The organism is Paraburkholderia graminis C4D1M, from assembly GCF_000172415.1.
GTDB classification, from domain to species: Bacteria; Pseudomonadota; Gammaproteobacteria; order Burkholderiales; family Burkholderiaceae; genus Paraburkholderia; species Paraburkholderia graminis.
On record NZ_ABLD01000014.1, the window covers coordinates 60,305 to 81,138 of the forward strand.

Genomic DNA, 20,834 nt, shown 5'->3' on the forward strand with positions numbered 1-20,834 from the left:
TTTAACGATATGGCAGCTAGCGAAGGCACGCGCGCAATGGATCCGTCCGAGTACATCGCGCACCACTTGCAAAACTTTTCCACCGGGCACCAGACGTCGATTTTCGACATCCACGTGTGGAATCTGGACACCCTGTTCTGGTCGATCGTTTGCGGTCTGGCCACCATCATCATTCTGCATCTCGCTGCCCGCAAGGCAACGTCCGGCGTGCCGGGCCGTTTCCAGTGCGCGATCGAAATGCTGGTCGAAATGGTCGAGGACCAATCGAAGTCGATGATCCACGGCACGCGCACGTTCATCGCGCCGCTGGCTCTGACGGTGTTCGTATGGGTCGCGCTGATGAACTCGCTCGACTTCATCCCCGTCGACCTGCCGGGCCACGTGATCGGCTGGCTCGGTCTGTCGGAAGCCATCCCGCATCACCGCATCGTTCCGACGGCCGACCTGAACGGCACGATCGGCATCGCACTCGGCGTGTTCGCGCTGATGATTTACTACAACTTCAAGATCAAGGGAGCAGGCGGCTTCGTGCACGAACTGCTGTCCGCTCCGTTCGGCGCGCATCCGGTGTTGTGGATCCCGAACCTTGCACTGAACATCATCGAGTTCGTCGCGAAGACGGTCTCGCTCGGCATGCGGCTGTTCGGCAACATGTACGCGGGCGAACTGTTGTTCCTGCTGATTGCCCTGCTCGGCAGCATCTGGAGCTTCGGCGCGGACACGACGGTGCTTGGCTTCATCGGCCACGTGATCGCCGGCAGCGTGTGGGCAATCTTCCACATCCTGATCGTTCTGCTGCAGGCGTTCATTTTCATGATGCTGACGCTGGTGTACATCGGCCAGGCGCACGACACGCACTAACCTGCGCGTCGTTAAAAGAATCGTAGTTTTTCAAATCCCAGTTCCAACCAGTTCTAAAAGACTTTTCACAAAGGAGTGATCATGCAAGCTTTCATCGCCAACATCCAGGGTCTGACCGCCATCGGTATCGGCATCATCATCGGCCTGGGTGCAATCGGCGCCTGTATCGGTATCGGCCTGATGGGCGGCAAGTACATCGAAGCATGTGCTCGTCAGCCGGAACTGATGAACCCGCTGCAAACCAAGATGTTCCTGCTGGCTGGTCTGATCGATGCGGCGTTCCTGATTGGCGTTGGTGTGGCAATGCTGTTTGCGTTCGCGAACCCGCTGCTGGCCAAGCTGGCAGGCTGAGGTTCCTCGGAAGTTTGCGCCTGAGCTATAACTGAAGGCGCAGGGCGGAACGGGCACTTGGGCGCTGATCGAGCACAGAATCGATGAGCGCCTTGCCGTTTCACTTTCCGAACTAGCAACGTTTAAGGAAACACCGTGAATCTCAACGCAACCCTGTTTGCGCAAATGGTCGTGTTCCTGATCCTCGCGTGGTTCACGATGAAGTTCGTGTGGCCGCCGTTGATCAACGCCCTCGACGAGCGCTCGAAGAAGATTGCTGACGGTTTGTCTGCCGCTGAGAAGGGCAAGGCGGAACTCGAAGCCGCTCACAAGCGCGTCGACCAGGAACTCGCCCAGGCACGCAACGACGGTCAGCAGCGCATTGCTGACGCAGAAAAGCGCGCTGTGGCAGTCGCTGACGAAATCAAGGCTCAAGCACAAGCTGAAGCCGCTCGCATCATCGCGCAAGCGAAGGCCGACGCGGAGCAGCAAGTCGTGAAGGCGCGCGAAACGCTGCGCGGCGAAGTCGCCGCACTGGCAGTGAAGGGCGCTGAACAGATCCTGAAGCGCGAAGTCGACCAGGCAGCTCACGCTGACCTGCTGAATCAACTGAAAGCCGAGCTCTGATCATGGCCGAACTTGCAACCATCGCCCGTCCGTACGCAGAAGCGCTGTTTGGCGTGGCCGAAGCTGGTGACATCGCCGCCTGGTCCACGCTCGTGCAGGAGCTGGCACAGGTTGCGCGTCTGCCCGAAGTGCTGTCGATTGCCTCGAGCCCGAAAGTAAGCCGCGCCCAGGTCAGCGAACTGCTGCTGGCTGCGGTCAAGTCGCCGCTCAAGGACAACGCGCAAGCGAAGAATCTGGTGCAAATGCTGGTGGACAACCATCGTCTGCAATTGCTGCCGGAAATTGCTGTGCAGTTCGAAGAGTTGAAGAACGCCCGCGAAGGGGCGGCCGATGTGCTGATCGTCAGCGCATTTCCGCTCGAAGGCGCGCAGTTGAACGACCTCGTCGCAAGTCTCGAACGCAAGTTCAAACGCAAGCTGAAGCCGACGGTCGAGATCGACTCGTCGTTGATCGGCGGCGTTCGCGTAACGGTCGGCGATGAAGTGCTCGATACCTCGGTCCGCGCGCGGCTTGCCAGCATGCAAACGGCTCTGACGGCCTGAAGCGCCCACGGCGCTGAAGCGGCTGGCACGCAACAGAATTGACTATCAGGAGCGAATAATGCAACTCAATCCCTCTGAGATCAGCGAGCTGATCAAGAGCCGGATCCAGGGCCTTGAAGCGAGCGCAGACGTTCGCAACCAGGGCACTGTGATCTCCGTGACCGACGGTATCGTGCGTATTCACGGTCTGTCGGAAGTGATGCAGGGCGAAATGCTCGAATTCCCGGGCAACACCTTCGGTCTCGCGCTGAACCTCGAGCGTGACTCGGTCGGCGCCGTGATTCTGGGTGAGTACGAGCACATCTCCGAAGGCGACATCGTCAAGACGACGGGCCGCATTCTGGAAGTGCCGGTTGGTCCGGAACTGCTCGGCCGCGTGGTCGACGCACTGGGCAACCCGATCGACGGCAAAGGCCCGATCAACGCAAAGAAGACCGACGCAATCGAAAAGATCGCTCCGGGCGTGATCTGGCGTAAGTCGGTTTCGGAACCGGTCCAAACCGGCCTGAAGTCGATCGACGCGATGGTGCCGGTTGGCCGTGGCCAGCGCGAGCTGATCATTGGCGACCGCCAGTGCGGCAAGACCGCAGTCGCCGTCGACGCGATCATCAACCAGAAGGGCAAGAACCTCTTCTGTATCTACGTCGCGATCGGCCAGAAGGCTTCGTCGATCATGAACGTGGTGCGCAAGCTCGAAGAAACCGGCGCGCTGGAATACACGATCGTCGTCGCCGCTTCGGCTTCGGAATCGGCTGCCATGCAGTACCTGGCGCCGTACGCCGGCTGCACGATGGGCGAATACTTCCGCGACCGCGGCCAGGACGCGCTGATCGTTTATGACGACTTGACCAAGCAGGCTTGGGCATACCGTCAGATCTCGCTGCTGCTGCGCCGTCCGCCGGGCCGTGAAGCGTATCCGGGCGACGTGTTCTATCTGCACTCGCGTCTGCTGGAGCGTGCTGCTCGCGTGTCGGAAGACTACGTCGAGAAGTTCACCAACGGGGAAGTCAAGGGCAAGAGCGGTTCGCTGACGGCACTGCCGGTCATTGAAACGCAAGCTGGCGACGTGACCGCATTCGTTCCGACGAACGTGATCTCGATTACCGACGGCCAGATCTTCCTGGAAACCGACCTCTTCAACGCAGGTATCCGCCCGGCAATTAACGCTGGCGTGTCGGTGTCGCGCGTCGGCGGTGCGGCTCAGACCAAGGTCGTGAAGAAGCTGTCGGGCGGTATCCGTACCGACCTCGCGCAGTATCGTGAGCTGGCAGCATTCGCACAGTTCGCATCGGACCTCGACGAAGCAACCCGCAAGCAGCTCGAGCGTGGTCGCCGTGTGACCGAACTGCTGAAGCAGCCGCAATATCAGCCGCTGCAAGTGTGGGAACTGGCTATCTCGCTGTTCGCCGCGAACAATGGCTACCTGGACGATCTGGAAGTGTCGCAAGTGCTGCCGTTCGAAAAGGGCCTGCGCGAATATCTGAAGTCGAGTCACGCTGACCTGGTCAAGCGCATTGAAGACAACAAGGAACTCTCGAAGGACGACGAAGGCCTGCTGCACACGGCCGTCAAAGACTTCAAGAAGTCCGGCGCTTATTGATCCGCGAGTGATCCGCAAGGCATAAAAGGACTTTGAAGCGGCGCGGGCCGCATGTGTACGCTCCCGCGCTGTTTCGATCGCTTTGCATGGGACCTGGGTCAGCGCTCAGGCGCTAACCCCGGCCGACAAGGAGCAAGCAATGGCTGGAATGAAGGAAATTCGCGGCAAGATCAAGAGCGTGCAAAACACGCGCAAGATCACGAAAGCGATGGAGATGGTGGCCGCATCGAAGATGCGTCGCGCTCAGGAGCGCATGCGCGCTGCTCGCCCGTACGCCGACAAGGTCCGCGATATTGCTGCACACATGAGCCGTGCGAACCCGGAGTATCGTCACCCGTTCATGGTGTCGAACGAAGGCGCGAAGACGGCGGGCATCATCCTCGTCACGACCGACAAAGGTCTGTGCGGCGGCATGAACACCAATGTGCTGCGCGCGGCGCTGCAGAAGTTCAAGGAACTCGAAGGTCAGGGCAAGACGATCGAAGCAACTGCGATCGGCACCAAGGGTCTGGGTTTTCTGAACCGTCTGCGCGCGAAGGTGGTATCGAATGTCGTGCATCTCGGCGACACGCCGCATCTGGAAAAGCTGATCGGCGCGGTGAAGGTGCAGCTCGATCTGTACTCGGAAGGCAAGGTTTCGGCGGTGTATCTCGCGTACACGCGCTTCGTCAATACGATGAAGCAGGAGCCGGTGATCGAGCAACTGCTGCCGCTGTCGGCGGATCAGTTCGAGCGCAAGGAAGAGCAGGGCGCGACGCCGACCACGCAGTGGGACTACATCTACGAGCCGGATGCGCAGGCAGTGGTCGATGAACTGCTGGTGCGTTATGTCGAGGCGCTGGTCTATCAGGCCGTCGCGGAAAACATGGCGTCGGAGCAGTCGGCCCGCATGGTCGCCATGAAGGCCGCTTCGGACAACGCGAAGACGGTCATCAACGAACTGCAGCTTGTGTACAACAAGAGCCGTCAGGCCGCGATCACGAAAGAACTGTCGGAAATCGTCGGTGGCGCGGCGGCGGTCTGACCTTCCGGTCAGGCAATCCGCTTCGTGTGCGCCCGTGTGGCGCACCGTCCGGGCAACGGTCTGGGCGATCCCATCGAAACAGCGCCTTTGCGCGAGTGAAGAATTGAGTATCTAAAGGAAAAGCGATGAGTACTACTGCTTTGGTAGAAGGCAAGATCGTACAGTGCATCGGCGCCGTTATCGACGTGGAATTTCCGCGTACGGACATGCCGAAGATTTACGACGCGCTCATTCTCGAAGGTTCGGAACTGACCCTCGAAGTCCAGCAACAGCTGGGCGACGGCGTTGTCCGTACCATCTGTCTGGGTGCATCCGACGGTCTGCGCCGCGGCACGGTCGTGAAGAACACGGGCCATCCGATCAGCGTGCCGGTCGGCAAGCCGACGCTGGGCCGGATCATGGACGTGCTGGGTCGTCCGATCGACGAAGCCGGTCCGATCAACTCGGACGTGGTTCGCGGTATTCACCAGAAGGCTCCGGCGTTCGACGAACTGTCGCCGTCGACCGAACTGCTCGAAACCGGCATCAAGGTTATCGACCTGATCTGCCCGTTCGCGAAGGGCGGTAAGGTTGGCCTGTTCGGTGGCGCCGGCGTGGGCAAGACCGTGAACATGATGGAACTCATCAACAACATCGCCAAGGAACACGGTGGTTACTCCGTGTTCGCCGGTGTTGGCGAGCGTACCCGCGAAGGGAACGACTTCTATCATGAAATGAAGGACTCGAACGTTCTGGACAAGGTCGCGCTGGTGTACGGCCAGATGAACGAGCCGCCGGGCAACCGTCTCCGCGTCGCGCTGACCGGCCTGACGATGGCTGAGCACTTCCGTGACGAAGGTCTCGACGTGCTGTTCTTCGTCGACAACATCTACCGTTTCACGCTGGCCGGTACTGAAGTGTCGGCACTGCTCGGCCGTATGCCGTCGGCAGTGGGCTATCAGCCGACGCTGGCTGAAGAAATGGGCAAGCTGCAAGAGCGTATTACGTCGACCAAGACCGGCTCGATCACGTCGGTTCAGGCCGTGTACGTCCCTGCGGATGACTTGACCGACCCGTCGCCGGCTACGACTTTCGGCCACCTGGACGCAACGGTCGTGCTGTCGCGTGACATCGCTTCGCTGGGTATCTACCCGGCCGTGGACCCGCTCGATTCGACCTCGCGTCAGATCGACCCGAACGTGATCGGCGAAGAGCATTACTCGATCACGCGCGGCGTGCAGCAAACGCTGCAGCGCTACAAGGAATTGCGCGACATTATCGCGATTCTGGGCATGGACGAACTGGCGCCGGAAGACAAGCTCGCCGTGGCGCGCGCTCGTAAGATCCAGCGTTTCCTGTCGCAGCCGTTCCACGTCGCTGAAGTGTTCACGGGCTCGCCGGGCAAGTACGTTCCGCTGAAGGAAACGATCCGCGGCTTCAAGATGATCGTTGAAGGCGAGTGCGACCACCTGCCGGAACAAGCCTTCTACATGGTCGGCACGATCGACGAAGCCTTCGAAAAGGCCAAGAAGATCCAGTAAAGGTCGGGTGTAACGAAGCGGGCGCCGGAGTCCGCGCTTATTGGATGCTCTCAGGGCATCCCACACGCGAAGCCGGTGCCTCTCACTACGCTCAACCCAGGAGTCGACATTTATGGCAACTATCAAGGTAGACGTCGTCAGCGCGGAAGAGCAGATCTTCTCGGGCCAGGCGAAGTTCGTCGCGCTGCCGGGCGAGGCAGGTGAACTCGGCATTCTGCCGGGCCACACGCCGCTCATCACGCGGATTCGTCCGGGTGCGGTGCGCATCGAAGCTGAAAACGGCGAAGAAGAGTTTGTGTTCGTCGCTGGCGGCATTCTCGAAATCCAGCCGGGCGCTGTGACGGTTCTCGCCGACACCGCAATCCGCGGCAAGGATCTCGACGAAGCGAAGGCCGAAGACGCGCGCAAGCGCGCGGAAGAAGCACTGCAGAACACGGGCTCGAACCTCGAGTACGCAACCGCGCAAGCGGAACTGGCGTACGCGACGGCTCAGCTTGCTGCGATCCAGCGTTTGCGCAAGCTGCGCGGTCAAGGCTAAGCAGCACGTTTGAGAAAAGTAGAGAAAAAGCAGCCCGCGTGGCTGCTTTTTTTTGACCTCGACTTGACGTTTACGGAAAGGTAATCGACATTATGTGTCCGTGACCGCCCGCGCGACTGCCGGCCACGAAGAGCCGTCGACACGAGCGGACCTGCTGCGGGTAAGACTTGATGCCGGACGACCGCGCGCCGGTGGCACAATCGGTTTCAAAATCATTTCAATAGGGCGAATTGCTCACGGAGACAGCACCATGGCAACGCAAGTGTCAGGCGAAGGCGCAATCATCCAGCCGAAAGACGGGCTCTCGTACGTCCGTGGATCGACAGACATTCCGTTGAGCGAAGCGACCATCGGCGAGTTTTTGCGCGAGACCGTCAGGCGCTTTCCGGACCGGCCCGCGGTGGTGTTTCGAGAGCAGCGAATTCGGTGGACATGGAAGGAATTCGCCGACGAAGTGGACATTTTGGCCGCCGGATTGCTCGCGCTGGGCATTGCGAAGGGCGATCGCGTTGGCATCTGGTCGCCGAATCGCGTCGAATGGCTGCTGACGCAGTTCGCGACGGCGCGCATCGGCGCGGTGCTCGTCAACATCAATCCGGCTTACCGGCTTTCCGAGCTCGAATACGCGCTGAACAAGGTCGGCTGCAAGGCGATAGTCGCGGCGGAGCGCTTCAAGACGTCTATGTATCTGGAGATGCTGCAGCAACTCGCGCCCGAGCTTGCGACGCATGCGCCCGGCGATCTGCATGCGGCTCGATTGCCGGAACTGCGCTACGTCATCCGCATGTGCGACACCGAAACGCCGGGCATGCTCAGCTTCTCCGACTTGATCGAGCAGGGGCGTGCGACCCTCGACGTCGCTCGGCTCGATGCAATCGGCGAGACGCTGTCGTGTCACGAGGCGATCAACATCCAGTTCACCAGCGGCACGACCGGCAATCCGAAGGGCGCGACGCTCACGCATAGCAACGTGGTCAACAACGCGCGTTATATCGCGATGGCCATGAACCTGAGCGAGCAGGACGCGCTGTGCATCCCGGTGCCGCTCTATCACTGCTTTGGAATGGTGCTGGCCGTGCTGGCGTGCGTGTCGGTGGGCGCGAACATGGTATTTCCGGGCGAGGCTTTCGACCCGGCGGCGACGCTCGCGGCCGTCACCGAAGAGCAGTGCACGGCTTTGCACGGCGTGCCGACCATGTTCATCGCGGAACTCGATCATCCGGATTTTGCCTCGTATGACCTCTCGCGCCTGCGCACGGGCATCATGGCGGGCTCGCCGTGCCCCATCGAGACGATGAAGAAGGTCGTCTCGAGGATGCATCTGAGCGAGATCACGATTGCTTATGGCATGACGGAGACGAGCCCTGTGTCGTTCCAGAGCTCGACCACCGATCCGCTCGACAAGCGCACGACCACCGTCGGCCGAATCCAGCCTCACCTGGAGGTGAAAATCATCGATCCGCTTGGCAACATCGTACCGGTCGGCGAAACGGGCGAGCTGTGTACGCGCGGCTATTCGGTGATGCAGGGCTATTGGGGCGACGAAGAAAAAACGCGCGAGAGCATCGTGGATGGCTGGATGCACACTGGCGACCTGGCGACGCTCGACGCCGAAGGCTATTGCAACATCGTCGGCCGTCTGAAGGACATGCTGATTCGCGGCGGCGAGAACGTCTATCCACGTGAGATCGAGGAGTTCCTGTTCCGCCATCCGAAGATCCAGAGCGTGCAGGTATTCGGCGTGCCGGACGCGAAGTACGGCGAGGAAGTGTGCGCGTGGGTCGTGCTGCGTTCAGGCGAACAGGCGACGGCAGAGGAAATCCAGCAGTTCTGTCATGGCCAGATCGCGCATTACAAGGTGCCCAAGTACATTCGTTTCGTCGACGAACTGCCGATGACCGTGACCGGCAAGGTGCAGAAGTTCGTCATGCGCCAGCGCATGATCGACGAACTGAAGCTGGAGCAAGGGAAGACCGCCTGAACGGCGCGAACGCAAAGCCATTGCAAAAAAAAAGAAGGCCGCCCTCGGGCGGCCTTCTTTATCGCCGCAATCATGCTGCACGCCGCGAATTTCACACATGGCCAAATCGTCGAAACAGCGCGAACTAGCAGGTAAAAGCTGCCATCTTGCACTGCGCAAACGTTTGGCGAGACGAAAAAAAAGCGGGCCTGGAGCCCGCTAAAAACCACACGCTACGGGGTTAGCGCGAGGAGACCAAAGTAGGAACCAACTGAGACGACGACCCTGCGTCGACTACGGCCCCAGCAGGGATGCCCCTTCACAGGGCTTCGGCCTAAGCCGACCGGCAAGTGCATCGTATCCGCTCACACCACGCACCCCGCCACATCCGTGTTGAAACCGTTGAGGGCATTGTGGGCGAATTAATCCAGGAGCGCCGTAACAAAGTGTTTCAGGTTGTAACGCCCGCCAGATAAGGCGTTGCGGGATTTATTGCGGAAATGAACTGTTAAAAAAGCAAGTTTTACCGATGACTACAGCGCAATTTAATACGCTTGTTTCATGCTATTCGTGAAGCATGGCGCCGCATAAATCGTTAAGGCGATTCCGCATGAAATGGTTGCAGATTCATCTTTCCGATCATGAACCGTCGCTGTTACAACTCAATGGACGATGCCCAAAATTTTAGCAGCGACGCTTGCAACCATGAATGCGCCGCAGCAAAGGGAGTCGGCGTCAAAAGCGCACGAGGGTCTGTTCACCGGTCCAGCCAGGTTTCAGTCTCGTTCGACTCGCGCGAAGCTCACGCCGCCGCGTTACATTAAGCCGCCCGGGTTTTGTGCAGGCATAACCACGCGGGCAGCCGTTCGAAACAGAAACTCGCGCGGCCGCGCGCCGTCCTCGAGCGCATCAAGAGGGCATCAAGAAACGCCACGGCCGCACCCTCACCTCACTTCAACCACTTATCCGACACGGCCTGATATTCGCCCGTAGCTCGCGCCAGGTGCAGCCATTGGTCGACGTACTGCTGGAAAGCCACGTCGCCGCGCGGCAACAGCCACGCCTTTTCGCCGTACTGGAACGGCTTGTCCGGATGCACCGAGCACAGGCCGGGATTGAGCTTTTGCTGTAACAGGGTCTCGGACGCGTCCGTCACCATCACATCGGCTTTGCCCGCGAGAATCTGCTTGAAGATCGTCACGTTGTCCGGATAGACGGTCATGTTCGCGTGCGAAAAGAACTGCTTCGCGAAACGTTCGTTGGTGCCGCCCGGATTCACGATCACGCGCGTTGCGGGCTGGTCGATCTGCGCCACGGTCTGATACTTGTTGACGTCGTCGCAACGGACGATCGGCGTTTTGCCGTCGACCATATAAGCCTGCGTGAAGAACGCGCGCTTTTGCCGCTCGAGCGTCGGCGAAACACCGCCCACGCCGATATCGCACTTGGCGACGAAGTCGTTCATCAGGTTCGACCACGAAGTCTTGACGTACTCCGCCTTGACGCCGAGCGACTTGGCAAGCGACTCCGTCATGTCGATGTCGATGCCTTCGAACTGGCCGTCCGTCTTATAGAACGAATACGGCTTGTAGTCGCCGGTCGTACAGGCCCGCAGCGTGCCGCGAGCGAGAATGTCATCAAGCCGCGAAGCTGTCGCGGGTGTGCCGGACGCTTGCGCCTGAACCGCGCCACTGTGGATTAGTACGCCCGCCACGACGCTGAGCAATGCGAGTGCAACCTTCTTCATTGAGTCTCCTTGGTTATGCGTTGTTATAAGGCTGTCGGATGATAGCCCGGCAATTTTGCCTTGAACATCGGCCGTTCGGCCAGGTTGCAGTAGGGCGACCTTCTGCCGAAAATGGCCTGAACTCGCGCACCGCAGTTATTGCCCGCATTGGACGGAATGCGGCGGCGTCGTCCGGTAAAATGCCCCTTTGCCCTCAGTCGCACGCAACGTGGCCCATAACCTCCTGAACGACACTTTTCTGCGCGCGCTGCTGCGCCAGCCCACCGACTACACGCCCGTCTGGTTGATGCGGCAGGCTGGCCGCTACCTGCCGGAATACAACGCCACGCGAGCTCGCGCAGGCAGCTTTCTCGGGCTCGCGAAAAACCCGGCCTTCGCAACGGAAGTCACGCTGCAGCCGCTCGAGCGCTACCCGCTCGACGCCGCCATTCTGTTCTCCGACATCCTGACGGTGCCGGACGCCATGGGCCTCGGCCTCGAGTTCGTCGCCGGCGAAGGGCCGACATTCGCGCGGCCGGTGCGCACCGAAGACGACGTCGCGCGCCTCGCCGTGCCGGACATCGACGCCACGCTGCGCTACGTGACCGACGCCGTGCGCGAGATTCGCCGTGCGCTGACGGACGCGCAAGGCCGTCAACGCGTGCCGCTCATCGGCTTTTCGGGCAGTCCGTGGACATTGGCGTGCTACATGGTCGAAGGCGGCGGCTCGGCCGACTTCCGCACCGTCAAGTCCATGCTCTACGCGCGCCCGGATCTCATGCACCGCATTCTCGAGATCAACGCCAGCTCGGTCGCGGCGTATCTGAACGCGCAGATCGAAGCCGGCGCGCAGGCCGTGATGATCTTCGATACGTGGGGCGGAGCGCTCGCGGACGGCGCGTATCAGCGCTTTTCGCTGCACTACATCCAGCAGGTCGTGAATCAGTTGAAGCGCGAGCATGACGGCGAGAAGGTGCCGGTCATCACGTTCACGAAGGGCGGCGGTCTGTGGCTCGACGAAATCGCCGAGACCGGTGTCGACGCGGTCGGCCTCGACTGGACGGTCAACCTGCGCAACGCGCGTGAGCGCGTCGGCGGCAAGGTGGCGTTGCAAGGCAATATCGACCCATCAGTTTTGTTCGCGCCGCCTGCCGCCATCCGCATGGAAGCGCGGGCCGTGCTGGACAGCTTCGGCAATCATCCGGGGCATGTGTTCAACCTCGGCCACGGCATCTCGCAGTTCACGCCGCCGGAAAACGTCGCCGAACTCGTTGACGAAGTGCATCGCCACAGCCGCGCGATTCGCAGCGGCGCGCATGCACCCGCCTGACGTTGCAATTCCTACCGTTTTTTGCTGCGATGCAGCACGCTGGGCTCTGCAACTAAGGGAAAGTTCGCGGGTTGCGGGCCGTCAGCAGGCACTCTCGCAGTTGTCAAGACTTGACTTATACACATTGATCACGTTGCGGCGCGGTAGAAGCTTTAGTCGTGTCGGAACCCTTGCGCGTTGCCCGCTTATTTGATCTCAGCCTTGTCTGGCAAGGGTTTCGCGGCTTCCGCGAGAAATGTGCGGAATCCCACAGAAGGCCGCTGCGGCGCGGTTTGCGGGCCGTTGGAGCGAAGTTCTCAACAAAGTTATCCACAGGCGTGCAGGGTCGACAGCAATTGTTCAGCCGAATCCAAAACTTAGCGCCGAAATTGAAGTTTTACTTTAAGTTCGGGCGGGCAACTCATCGTCGGGCGATTCCCGGCGCGGACCGCAGCGCCACGACGCGGCTCGCCGTCGCCAGAATTCACGCTGGCCGATGACTACTGCCGTGTTCGTTCGCGTCGCGCTGGATCACCCGCTGCCGACCCTCTTCGACTACCGCTGGAACATGTCCACGGCGGCCGTGCCGGGCACGCTGGTGAGCGTGCCGTTCGGCAAGCGGGACGTAGTGGGGCTCGTGTGCGAAGTGACCGCCCACAGCGAGGTCCCCGCCGACCGTTTGCGCGCGGTGAACGGTGTCTGCACCGCATGCCCGCCGCTGTCGGCCGAATGGCTCCGGCTTGCTGCCTTTGCCGCCGACTACTACCAGCGCGGTCTTGGCGAGGTGGCGCTGCCGGCGTTGCCGCAGGCGCTGCGCGACGCGTCGCGCTGGTCGCGGCTGCTCGCGCCGGAAGGGCGCTACAGCCTGACGCCGCAAGGCCGCCTGGCCTTGCCCGACGCTTTGCCGGCGCGCGCCACGGCGCTACGAAGTCTCGCGCAGGCGCTCGCCGCCAACGACTTTCTCTCTGCCGCCGACGCCCGCGCGCTGCACCCCAAAGCCATCGCGACGCTCGCCGCATGGCAGGCCGAAGGCTGGGTTGCACTTGAGCTTGTCGATGCCGCCACAGTCCTGCCGGCCCTGACATCCACAGCCACGCCGCCGCCGACGCTCCCCACGCTCACCGACGAGCAGGCCGCCGCCGTCGAAGCGATCCGCGACGCACGCGGTTTTGCCCCGTTCCTGCTGCACGGCGTGACCGGCAGCGGCAAGACGGAAGTCTATTTGCGCGCGCTCGCGGAAATCCTCGCCGCGAATGCAGAGGCGCAAGCGCTCGTGCTCGTGCCGGAAATCAATCTGACGCCGCAATTCGAGGCGGCTTTCCGCGCCCGCTTCGCGGCGCTGGCCGACACGGCGATCGTCACTTTGCACAGCGGCCTTGCCGAAGGCGAGCGAGCGCGCAACTGGTTCGCGGCGCACACAGGCCGCGCGCGCATCGTGCTGGGCACGCGGCTCGCGGTGCTCGCGTCGCTGCCGCGGCTCGCCGTGATCGTCGTCGATGAGGAGCACGATCCCGCTTACAAGCAGCAGGAAGGGCTGCGCTATTCGGCGCGCGACCTCGCCATTTATCGCGCGAAGCAGCTTGGCTTGCCGGTCGTGCTCGGGTCGGCCACGCCGTCGCTGGAAAGCTGGTGGCAGGCCGATCAGGGACGCTACAAGCGGCTCACGTTATCGCGCCGCGCAGTCGCCGATGCCGTTCTGCCCACCGTGCGCCTGATCGATCTCGAAGAGGAACGCCGGCGCGGACGCGCTTCCGTCGAAGGATTATCGGGGCCGCTGATCGCGGCGCTGAAAGCGCGGCTCGAGCGCGGCGAGCAAAGTCTCGTATTCCTGAACCGGCGCGGCTACGCGCCGCAGCTCGCGTGCGACGCCTGCGGCTGGGTCGCCGGTTGTCCGCGCTGCAGCGCCTACGTCGTTTTGCACAAGCCCGAGCGCGCGCTGCGCTGCCATCACTGCGGCTGGGAATCGCGCATTCCGCGCTCGTGCCCGGAATGCGGCAATGTCGACATCGAGCCGATGGGCCGCGGCACCCAACGCGTGGAGGAAACGCTGGCGAGCGCGGTGCCGGGGGCGCGCGTGCTGCGCATCGACGCCGACAGCACGCGCCGCAAAGGCAGCGCGCAAGCGCTTTTTTCAGATGTGCACGCCGGCGAGGTCGACATCCTCGTCGGCACGCAGATGATCGCGAAGGGGCACGACTTTCAGCGCGTGTCGCTGGTCGGCGTGCTGAACGCCGACACCGCGCTCTTTTCGCACGACTTCCGCGCGAGCGAACGCCTGTTTGCGCAACTGATGCAGGTCAGCGGCCGAGCCGGCCGCGCCGGCTTGCCCGGCGAGGTGCTGGTGCAGACGCGTTATCCGCGTCACGCGCTTTATCACGCGCTTGGGCGCCACGATTACGTCGGCTTCGCCAATTCGACGCTGGCCGAGCGGCGCGACGCCCACTTGCCGCCGTTCGTCTATCAGGCGCTGCTGCGCGCCGAGGGCCGCACGCTCGAGGCCGCGCTTGCGTTTCTCCAGCAGGCCGCCGCCGAACTCGCGGGGATTCCGGCGGCCGAGCGCGTGACCGTCTACGACGCGGTGCCGCTCACCATCGTCAAGGTGATGCATGTGCATCGCGCGCAATTGCTTGTCGAGAGCGCGTCGCGCGCCGCACTGCAAGCCACGCTGCGCGCATGGCAACCGTTGCTGCGCGGTTTGAAGGGCGTGCTGCGCTGGAGCCTCGAAGTCGATCCGCTCGACATCTGAGCCCAAGGCGCGACGGACTCAACCGTCAGTATCGACACCGGCTGCGCGCCGTGCGGGCGCGTGCTCGCACCGTATTCGAATAGCTCGCCGCGGGAGTCGGAGCCGCAGCGGCGACACGCGTCGCTGTGCGCGTCCCCAATACCGCCGATGCCCGCGACGAAACCGGCGCGCCACGCGCCGCCAGTTGCCGGTATCGCGCGGAAGATCTGTAGTCGCTGGAACAAAGCATGGTGGCTCTCACGGTGTTCGCTTCTTCACGTTCGCCTTCCGGCGCCGGCCGCTCACCGGCACGTCGCGCTCGCGCCGCGCAGTGAGCGCTCGCTCAATCGTTTAATGCAGCCTGCGCGTCGCCGGCGGACGCGCGTCCTTCAGCAGGCTCGCGCTTGCCTGACGCGCCCGTGGCGCCGCGAATAAACAGCACAGCGCAGGTTGCGCACATCGCCCAGATGCCCAATACGACCAGCCACTTTTCCATTTCGCTGTCCTTAACCCCGTGCCGTTGTTGTTGGCGCGCCATCGCGTCGCGCCGGCTATGACTTCTTTAACGGCGCGCCGTCCGGTTTGATAAGGGCTGATGCAAAAGAAATGACGCCAGGGAAAATACCGATCCTTACCGCGCTCGCCGGCTGCGGCGCCACCGCCCGCAAACCCGCGTCGAATAAGGGTTTCGCTCGGGTGCAACCAATCCGGCGCAGCGGTTGCACCTTTTTATTGAGAGGGGTACGATTCGGCCAACTTTTAGTCTTTCACCAGCATTTCGTCTGGTCTCCGAAGAAGGAAACATGGCTAGCACCACCCTTGGCGTCAAGGTCGACGACCTCCTGCGTTCCCGGCTGAGAGATGCCGCTACGCGCCTCGAACGCACTCCGCACTGGCTGATCAAGCAGGCGATCTTCGCGTACCTCGAAAAGATCGAACAAGGCCAATTGCCGCCGGAACTGTCGGGCGCGGCCGGTTCGGCCGAGATGGGCGACGGCGCGGCGGTCGAGCATGACGAAGACGGCGCCGCGCATCCGTTCCTGGAGTTCGCGCAGAACGTGCAGCCGCAATCGGTGTTGCGCGCGGCGATCACCGCGGCTTACCGTCGGCCGGAGCCGGAATGCGTGCCGTTCCTGCTCGGCCAGGCGCGTCTGCCCGCCAAGCTCGCCGGCGACGTGCAGGCGCTCGCCGGCAAGCTCGTCGAAACGCTGCGCGGCAAGAGCAAGGGTGGCGGCGTCGAAGGACTGATCCACGAATTCTCGCTGTCGAGCCAGGAAGGCGTCGCGCTGATGTGCCTCGCCGAAGCACTGCTGCGCATTCCCGACCGCGCCACGCGCGACGCGCTGATTCGCGACAAGATCAGCAAGGGCGACTGGAAATCGCACGTCGGCCAGGCTCCGTCGATGTTCGTCAACGCCGCGACTTGGGGCTTGATGATTACCGGCAAGCTCGTGACGACCAACAGCGAGACGAGCTTGTCGTCGGCGCTCACGCGTCTGATCGGCAAGGGCGGCGAGCCGCTGATCCGCAAGGGCGTCGACATGGCGATGCGCCTGATGGGCGAGCAGTTCGTCACCGGCGAGAACATTTCCGAAGCACTGGCGAACAGCCGCAAGTACGAAGCGCGCGGTTTCCGCTACTCGTACGACATGCTCGGCGAAGCGGCCACGACCGAGGCCGACGCGCAGCGCTACTACGCGTCGTACGAGCAGGCGATTCACGCGATCGGCAAGGCGGCGGGCGGCCGCGGCATCTACGAAGGGCCGGGCATTTCGATCAAGCTGTCGGCGCTGCATCCGCGGTACTCGCGCTCGCAGCAGGAGCGCACGATGAGCGAGCTGCTGCCGCGTGTGCGTTCGCTCGCGATTCTCGCGCGCCGCTACGACATCGGCCTGAACATCGACGCGGAAGAAGCCGACCGTCTGGAGATCTCGCTCGATCTGCTCGAAGCGCTGTGCTTCGATCCCGAATTGGCCGGCTGGAACGGCATCGGCTTCGTGGTGCAGGCGTATCAGAAGCGCTGCCCGTTCGTGATCGAATACATTGTCGACCTCGCGCGCCGCAGCCGTCACCGGATCATGGTGCGCCTCGTGAAGGGCGCGTACTGGGACACCGAAATCAAGCGCGCACAAGTGGACGGCCTCGAAGGCTATCCGGTCTACACGCGCAAAATCTATACGGATGTGTCGTATCTCGCGTGCGCGAAGAAGCTGCTCGGCGCACCCGACGCGGTCTATCCGCAGTTCGCCACGCACAACGCGCACACGCTGTCGGCGATCTATCACCTCGCGGGCAACAACTACTATCCCGGCCAGTACGAGTTCCAGTGCCTGCACGGCATGGGCGAGCCGCTGTACGAGGAAGTGACGGGCCCGGTTTCCGCAGGCAAGCTGAATCGTCCGTGCCGCGTCTACGCGCCGGTCGGCACGCATGAAACGCTGCTCGCGTATCTTGTGCGCCGTCTGCTCGAGAACGGCGCGAACACGTCGTTCGTGAATCGTATCGCCGATGAAAACGTCGCGATTGATGACCTGATCGCCGATCCGGTCGAAGAGGCGTCGAAGATCGTCCCGCTCGGCGCGCCGCACGCGAAAATTCCGCTGCCGCGCAATCTGTATGGCCCCGAGCGTCTCAATTCGATGGGCCTCGACCTGTCGAATGAGCATCGTCTCGCGTCGCTGTCGTCGGCGCTGCTGGCGAGCGCGAATCATCCGTGGCGCGCCGCGCCGATGCTCGCCGACGATCAGATCGCGTTGGGCAATGCGCGCGACGTGCGCAATCCCGCGGATCATCGCGATCTGGTCGGCACGGTGGTCGAAGCGAGCGCCGAACACGTTAGCGCCGCATTGGCGCACGCGGTCGCCGCCGCGCCGATCTGGCAGGCGACGCCCGTCGAAGCGCGCGCCGATTGCCTCGCGCGCGCCGCCGATCTGCTCGAAGCGCAGATGCATACGCTGATGGGTCTCGTCGTGCGCGAGGCGGGCAAGTCGCTCGCGAACGCGGTGTCGGAGATTCGCGAAGCCATTGACTTCCTGCGCTACTACTCGACGCAGATTCGCAGCGAGTTTTCGAACGACACGCATCGTCCGCTCGGGCCGGTTGTCTGTATCAGCCCGTGGAATTTCCCGCTCGCGATTTTCATGGGCCAGGTCGCCGCCGCGCTCGCAGCCGGAAACACGGTGCTCGCGAAGCCCGCGGAGCAAACGCCGCTGATCGCCGCGCAAGCCGTGCGGATTCTGCGGGAAGCAGGCGTGCCTGCGGGCGCCGTCCAGCTTCTGCCCGGCGACGGCGAAACGGTCGGCGCCGCACTCGTCGCCGATGCGCGCACGCGTGCCGTGATGTTCACCGGCTCGACGGAAGTCGCGCGTCTCATCAACAAGACGCTGTCGAGCCGCCTCGATCCGGAAGGTAAGCCGATTCCGCTGATCGCCGAAACGGGCGGTCAGAACGCGATGATCGTCGATTCGTCGGCGCTCGCGGAACAGGTGGTGGCGGACGTGATGCAGTCGTCGTTCGATTCGGCCGGCCAACGTTGCTCCGCGCTGCGCGTGCTGTGCTTGCAGGACGACGTCGCGGACCGCACGCTCGAAATGCTGACGGGCGCCATGCGTGAGCTGACGGTCGGCAATCCGGACCGGCTGTCGACCGACGTCGGCCCTGTGATCGACGTGGAAGCGAAGCGCGGCATCGACGCGCACATCGCCGCGATGCGCGAAAAAGGCCGCAAGGTCGAACAACTGCCGCTGCCGGAAAATTGCGCGCAAGGCACGTTCGTCCCGCCGACGCTGATCGAGCTCGACAGCATCGACGAATTGAAGCGCGAAGTGTTCGGCCCGGTGCTGCATGTGGTGCGTTATCGCCGCAGCCAACTCGACGCCCTGCTCGAACAGATCCGCGCAACCGGCTACGGCCTGACGCTCGGCATCCATACGCGAATCGACGAAACCATCGCGCATGTGATCGGCCGCGCGCATGTCGGCAACATCTACGTGAACCGCAACGTGATCGGCGCAGTGGTCGGCGTGCAGCCGTTCGGCGGCGAAGGTCTGTCGGGCACGGGTCCGAAGGCCGGCGGCGCGCTGTATTTGCAGCGTCTGCTTGCGAAGCGCCCCGCCGGTTTGCCGAACTCGCTCGCGCAGGCGCTCGTCGCCGATGTACCGCAACGCGCGGAAAACAGCGACAATCCGTCGGCCGCGCTGACTGCATTGACGGCGCTGCGCGACTGGCTGATCGCCGAACGCGAGCCGCAACTGGCCGCGCGCTGCGACGGTTATCTGTCGCATATGCCGGCCGGTGCAACGGCGGTGCTGACCGGGCCGACCGGCGAGCGCAACACGTACACCCTCAGCGCACGCGGCACGGTGCTGTGCATCGCTTCGACCGCAAGCGGCGCGCGCGTGCAGTTCGCGGCCGTGCTGGCTACGGGAAATCGTGCGCTGTTCGAAGGCGCCGCTGGTGAACAATTGGTCGCGCAACTGCCGGCGTCGCTGAAGTCTTATGCGAGCGTGCGCAAGAATGCCGACACGCCGTTCGACGCGGTCCTGTTCGAAGGCGATAGCGACGAACTGCTCACGCTCGTGAAGGAAGTGGCGAAGCGCCCGGGACCGATCGTATCGGTGCAAGGCGTCGCGTCGCGCGCGCTCGAAAACGGCGACGAAGACTACGCGCTCGAACGTCTGTTGACGGAGCGCTCGGTCAGCGTGAATACGGCAGCCGCCGGCGGTAATGCGAATTTGATGACGATCGGTTGAGCGAACCTCATCGATCGCGCAGGAAAACGCCGGGCCGCCCCAAGTTTTCTTGCACCCCCTCGGGGGGCCTGGTGCGAAGCGCCAGGATTTGGGGGCGGTCATCAAAACGGAAGCGGTAACGGCGATCCCGGAAACCGCTCCATCCACACCTGGTACCAAGGAGAAGATATGCAACACAAGATGAAACTGCTGGCAGGCGCAGCGCTGGTTGCGGCGATGTCGGTGGCGGGGACGGCCAACGCTCAATCGACGGAAGACGTGAAGGTCGGTTTCGCCGGCCCGATGACGGGCGCGCAGGCGCACTACGGCAAGGACTTCCAGAACGGCATCACGCTGGCTGTCGAAGACATGAACGCGACGAAGCCGGTGATCGGCGGCAAGCAGGTTCGCTTCGTGCTCGACGCCGCGGACGACCAGGCTGACCCGCGCACCGGCACGACCGTCGCGCAGAAGCTCGTGGACGACGGCATCAAGGGCATGCTCGGCCACTTCAACTCGGGCACGACGATCCCGGCATCGCGCATCTACGCGAACGCGGGCATTCCCGAAATCGCGATGGCGACGGCACCTGAGTACACGCAGCAAGGCTTCAAGACCACCTTCCGCATGATGACCTCGGACACGCAGCAAGGTTCGGTTGCCGGCGCGTTCGCGGTCAAGACGCTGGGCGTGAAGAAGATCGTGATCATCGACGACCGCACGGCTTACGGCCAGGGTCTCGCCGATCAGTTCGAGAAGGCGGCGAAGGCTGCGGGCGGCACGATCGTCGATCGCGAATTCACGAACGACAAGGCCGTGGACTTCAAGTCGATCCTGACCAAGGTGAAGTCGGTCAGCCCGGATCTGATCTATTACGGCGGCGCCGATTCGCAAGCAGCGCCGATGGTCAAGCAGATGAAGGCGCTCGGCATCAAGGCGCCGCTGATGGGCGGCGAAATGGTCCACACGCCGACGTTCATCAAGATCGCGGGCGACGCGGCGAACGGCACGGTGGCATCGCTCGCCGGCCTGCCGCTGGAAGAAATGCCGGGCGGCAAGGACTACGTCGCGAAGTACAAGAAGCGTTTCAACGAAGACGTGCAAACGTACTCGCCGTACGCATACGACGGCGCAATGGCGATGTTCGCCGCGATGAAGAAGGCGAATTCGACCGATCCGGCGAAGTACCTGCCGGTGCTGGCCCAGACGTCGATGCCGGCTGTGACGTCGTCGAACCTTTCGTACGATGCGAAGGGTGACCTGAAGAACGGCGGCATCACGCTGTACAAGGTTGTCGACGGCAAGTGGACGACGCTGCAAAGCGTGGGCGGCAAGTAAGCTA

15 protein-coding genes are annotated in these 20,834 nt (G+C 62.7%); 13 read left to right on the forward strand and 2 right to left on the reverse strand.

The window, feature by feature from the left end; all coding sequences use genetic code 11:
• Window positions 1-9: 9 nt before the first annotated feature.
• The 9 genes from atpB to BGRAMDRAFT_RS21110 all read left to right on the forward strand — a co-directional run bounded on the left by atpB (window position 10) and on the right by BGRAMDRAFT_RS21110 (window position 9,023).
• Entirely contained in the window at window positions 10-861 is an 852-nt protein-coding gene (gene atpB, locus BGRAMDRAFT_RS21070) for a F0F1 ATP synthase subunit A (protein ID WP_029971217.1), read from the forward strand.
• Between the two features lie 81 nt (window positions 862-942).
• The gene (gene atpE, locus BGRAMDRAFT_RS21075; RefSeq protein ID WP_006050844.1) at window positions 943-1,212 is read left to right on the forward strand and encodes a F0F1 ATP synthase subunit C; all 270 of its coding nucleotides are present in this window, start codon (window positions 943-945) and stop codon (window positions 1,210-1,212) included.
• Window positions 1,213-1,347: 135 nt separating this feature from the next.
• Window positions 1,348-1,818: a F0F1 ATP synthase subunit B gene (locus tag BGRAMDRAFT_RS21080; RefSeq protein WP_006050845.1), complete on the forward strand. Its 471-nt coding sequence runs from the start codon at window positions 1,348-1,350 to the stop codon at window positions 1,816-1,818.
• 2 nt (window positions 1,819-1,820) lie between these two features.
• The gene (locus tag BGRAMDRAFT_RS21085; RefSeq protein ID WP_006050846.1) at window positions 1,821-2,360 is read left to right on the forward strand and encodes a F0F1 ATP synthase subunit delta; all 540 of its coding nucleotides are present in this window, start codon (window positions 1,821-1,823) and stop codon (window positions 2,358-2,360) included.
• A gap of 58 nt (window positions 2,361-2,418) precedes the next feature.
• On the forward strand, window positions 2,419-3,960 hold the full coding sequence (gene atpA / locus BGRAMDRAFT_RS21090; protein ID WP_006050847.1) for a F0F1 ATP synthase subunit alpha: 1,542 nt from the start codon (window positions 2,419-2,421) through the stop codon (window positions 3,958-3,960).
• Between the two features lie 139 nt (window positions 3,961-4,099).
• Window positions 4,100-4,984, forward strand: coding sequence for a F0F1 ATP synthase subunit gamma (gene atpG / locus BGRAMDRAFT_RS21095; protein WP_006050848.1), 885 nt, complete (start codon window positions 4,100-4,102; stop codon window positions 4,982-4,984).
• A 125-nt stretch (window positions 4,985-5,109) separates the two neighbouring features.
• On the forward strand, window positions 5,110-6,504 hold the full coding sequence (gene atpD, locus BGRAMDRAFT_RS21100; RefSeq protein WP_006050849.1) for a F0F1 ATP synthase subunit beta: 1,395 nt from the start codon (window positions 5,110-5,112) through the stop codon (window positions 6,502-6,504).
• Window positions 6,505-6,616: 112 nt separating this feature from the next.
• Entirely contained in the window at window positions 6,617-7,042 is a 426-nt protein-coding gene (locus tag BGRAMDRAFT_RS21105) for a F0F1 ATP synthase subunit epsilon (protein WP_006050850.1), read from the forward strand.
• A 250-nt stretch (window positions 7,043-7,292) separates the two neighbouring features.
• Window positions 7,293-9,023, forward strand: a complete 1,731-nt coding sequence (locus BGRAMDRAFT_RS21110; protein WP_006050851.1) for an AMP-binding protein — start codon at window positions 7,293-7,295, stop codon at window positions 9,021-9,023.
• Between the two features lie 928 nt (window positions 9,024-9,951).
• Here BGRAMDRAFT_RS21110 and BGRAMDRAFT_RS21115 read toward each other — a convergent pair.
• Entirely contained in the window at window positions 9,952-10,749 is a 798-nt protein-coding gene (locus BGRAMDRAFT_RS21115) for a transporter substrate-binding domain-containing protein (protein WP_006050852.1), read from the reverse strand.
• 208 nt (window positions 10,750-10,957) lie between these two features.
• Here BGRAMDRAFT_RS21115 and hemE point away from each other — a divergent pair, with 208 nt between their 5' ends.
• Both hemE and BGRAMDRAFT_RS21125 read left to right on the forward strand, forming a co-directional pair.
• The gene (gene hemE / locus BGRAMDRAFT_RS21120; RefSeq protein ID WP_006050853.1) at window positions 10,958-12,058 is read left to right on the forward strand and encodes a uroporphyrinogen decarboxylase; all 1,101 of its coding nucleotides are present in this window, start codon (window positions 10,958-10,960) and stop codon (window positions 12,056-12,058) included.
• A 475-nt stretch (window positions 12,059-12,533) separates the two neighbouring features.
• Window positions 12,534-14,783, forward strand: a complete 2,250-nt coding sequence (locus BGRAMDRAFT_RS21125; RefSeq protein ID WP_006050854.1) for a primosomal protein N' — start codon at window positions 12,534-12,536, stop codon at window positions 14,781-14,783.
• A gap of 322 nt (window positions 14,784-15,105) precedes the next feature.
• On the opposite strand, the gene BGRAMDRAFT_RS35035 is transcribed toward BGRAMDRAFT_RS21125, so the two are convergent.
• Entirely contained in the window at window positions 15,106-15,300 is a 195-nt protein-coding gene (locus BGRAMDRAFT_RS35035; RefSeq protein WP_167450641.1) for a hypothetical protein, read from the reverse strand.
• Window positions 15,301-15,565: 265 nt separating this feature from the next.
• Between BGRAMDRAFT_RS35035 and putA the strand changes: the two genes are divergently transcribed.
• Together putA and BGRAMDRAFT_RS21135 are read left to right on the forward strand one after the other, a co-directional pair.
• A complete protein-coding gene (gene putA / locus BGRAMDRAFT_RS21130) occupies window positions 15,566-19,513 on the forward strand; it encodes a trifunctional transcriptional regulator/proline dehydrogenase/L-glutamate gamma-semialdehyde dehydrogenase (RefSeq protein ID WP_006050856.1) in 3,948 nt (1,315 codons plus the stop codon).
• Window positions 19,514-19,681: 168 nt separating this feature from the next.
• Complete coding sequence (locus BGRAMDRAFT_RS21135) at window positions 19,682-20,830, forward strand: branched-chain amino acid ABC transporter substrate-binding protein (RefSeq protein WP_006050857.1); 1,149 nt, start codon at window positions 19,682-19,684, stop codon at window positions 20,828-20,830.
• Window positions 20,831-20,834: the final 4 nt, after the last annotated feature.

Bases quoted from the DNA above. Each gene is read 5' to 3' on its own strand.
- atpA (WP_006050847.1), top strand. From the start codon at position 2,419: ATGCAACTCAATCCCTCTGAGATCAGCGAGCTGATCAAGAGCCGGATC.
- BGRAMDRAFT_RS21105 (WP_006050850.1), top strand. From the start codon at position 6,617: ATGGCAACTATCAAGGTAGACGTCGTCAGCGCGGAAGAGCAGATCTTC.
- BGRAMDRAFT_RS21115 (WP_006050852.1), bottom strand. From the start codon at position 10,749: ATGAAGAAGGTTGCACTCGCATTGCTCAGCGTCGTGGCGGGCGTACTA.
- atpB (WP_029971217.1), top strand. From the start codon at position 10: ATGGCAGCTAGCGAAGGCACGCGCGCAATGGATCCGTCCGAGTACATC.
- putA (WP_006050856.1), top strand. From the start codon at position 15,566: ATGGCTAGCACCACCCTTGGCGTCAAGGTCGACGACCTCCTGCGTTCC.
- BGRAMDRAFT_RS21125 (WP_006050854.1), top strand. From the start codon at position 12,534: ATGACTACTGCCGTGTTCGTTCGCGTCGCGCTGGATCACCCGCTGCCG.
- atpE (WP_006050844.1), top strand. From the start codon at position 943: ATGCAAGCTTTCATCGCCAACATCCAGGGTCTGACCGCCATCGGTATC.
- BGRAMDRAFT_RS35035 (WP_167450641.1), bottom strand. From the start codon at position 15,300: ATGGCGCGCCAACAACAACGGCACGGGGTTAAGGACAGCGAAATGGAA.
- atpG (WP_006050848.1), top strand. From the start codon at position 4,100: ATGGCTGGAATGAAGGAAATTCGCGGCAAGATCAAGAGCGTGCAAAAC.
- BGRAMDRAFT_RS21110 (WP_006050851.1), top strand. From the start codon at position 7,293: ATGGCAACGCAAGTGTCAGGCGAAGGCGCAATCATCCAGCCGAAAGAC.
- BGRAMDRAFT_RS21085 (WP_006050846.1), top strand. From the start codon at position 1,821: ATGGCCGAACTTGCAACCATCGCCCGTCCGTACGCAGAAGCGCTGTTT.
- BGRAMDRAFT_RS21135 (WP_006050857.1), top strand. From the start codon at position 19,682: ATGCAACACAAGATGAAACTGCTGGCAGGCGCAGCGCTGGTTGCGGCG.
- atpD (WP_006050849.1), top strand. From the start codon at position 5,110: ATGAGTACTACTGCTTTGGTAGAAGGCAAGATCGTACAGTGCATCGGC.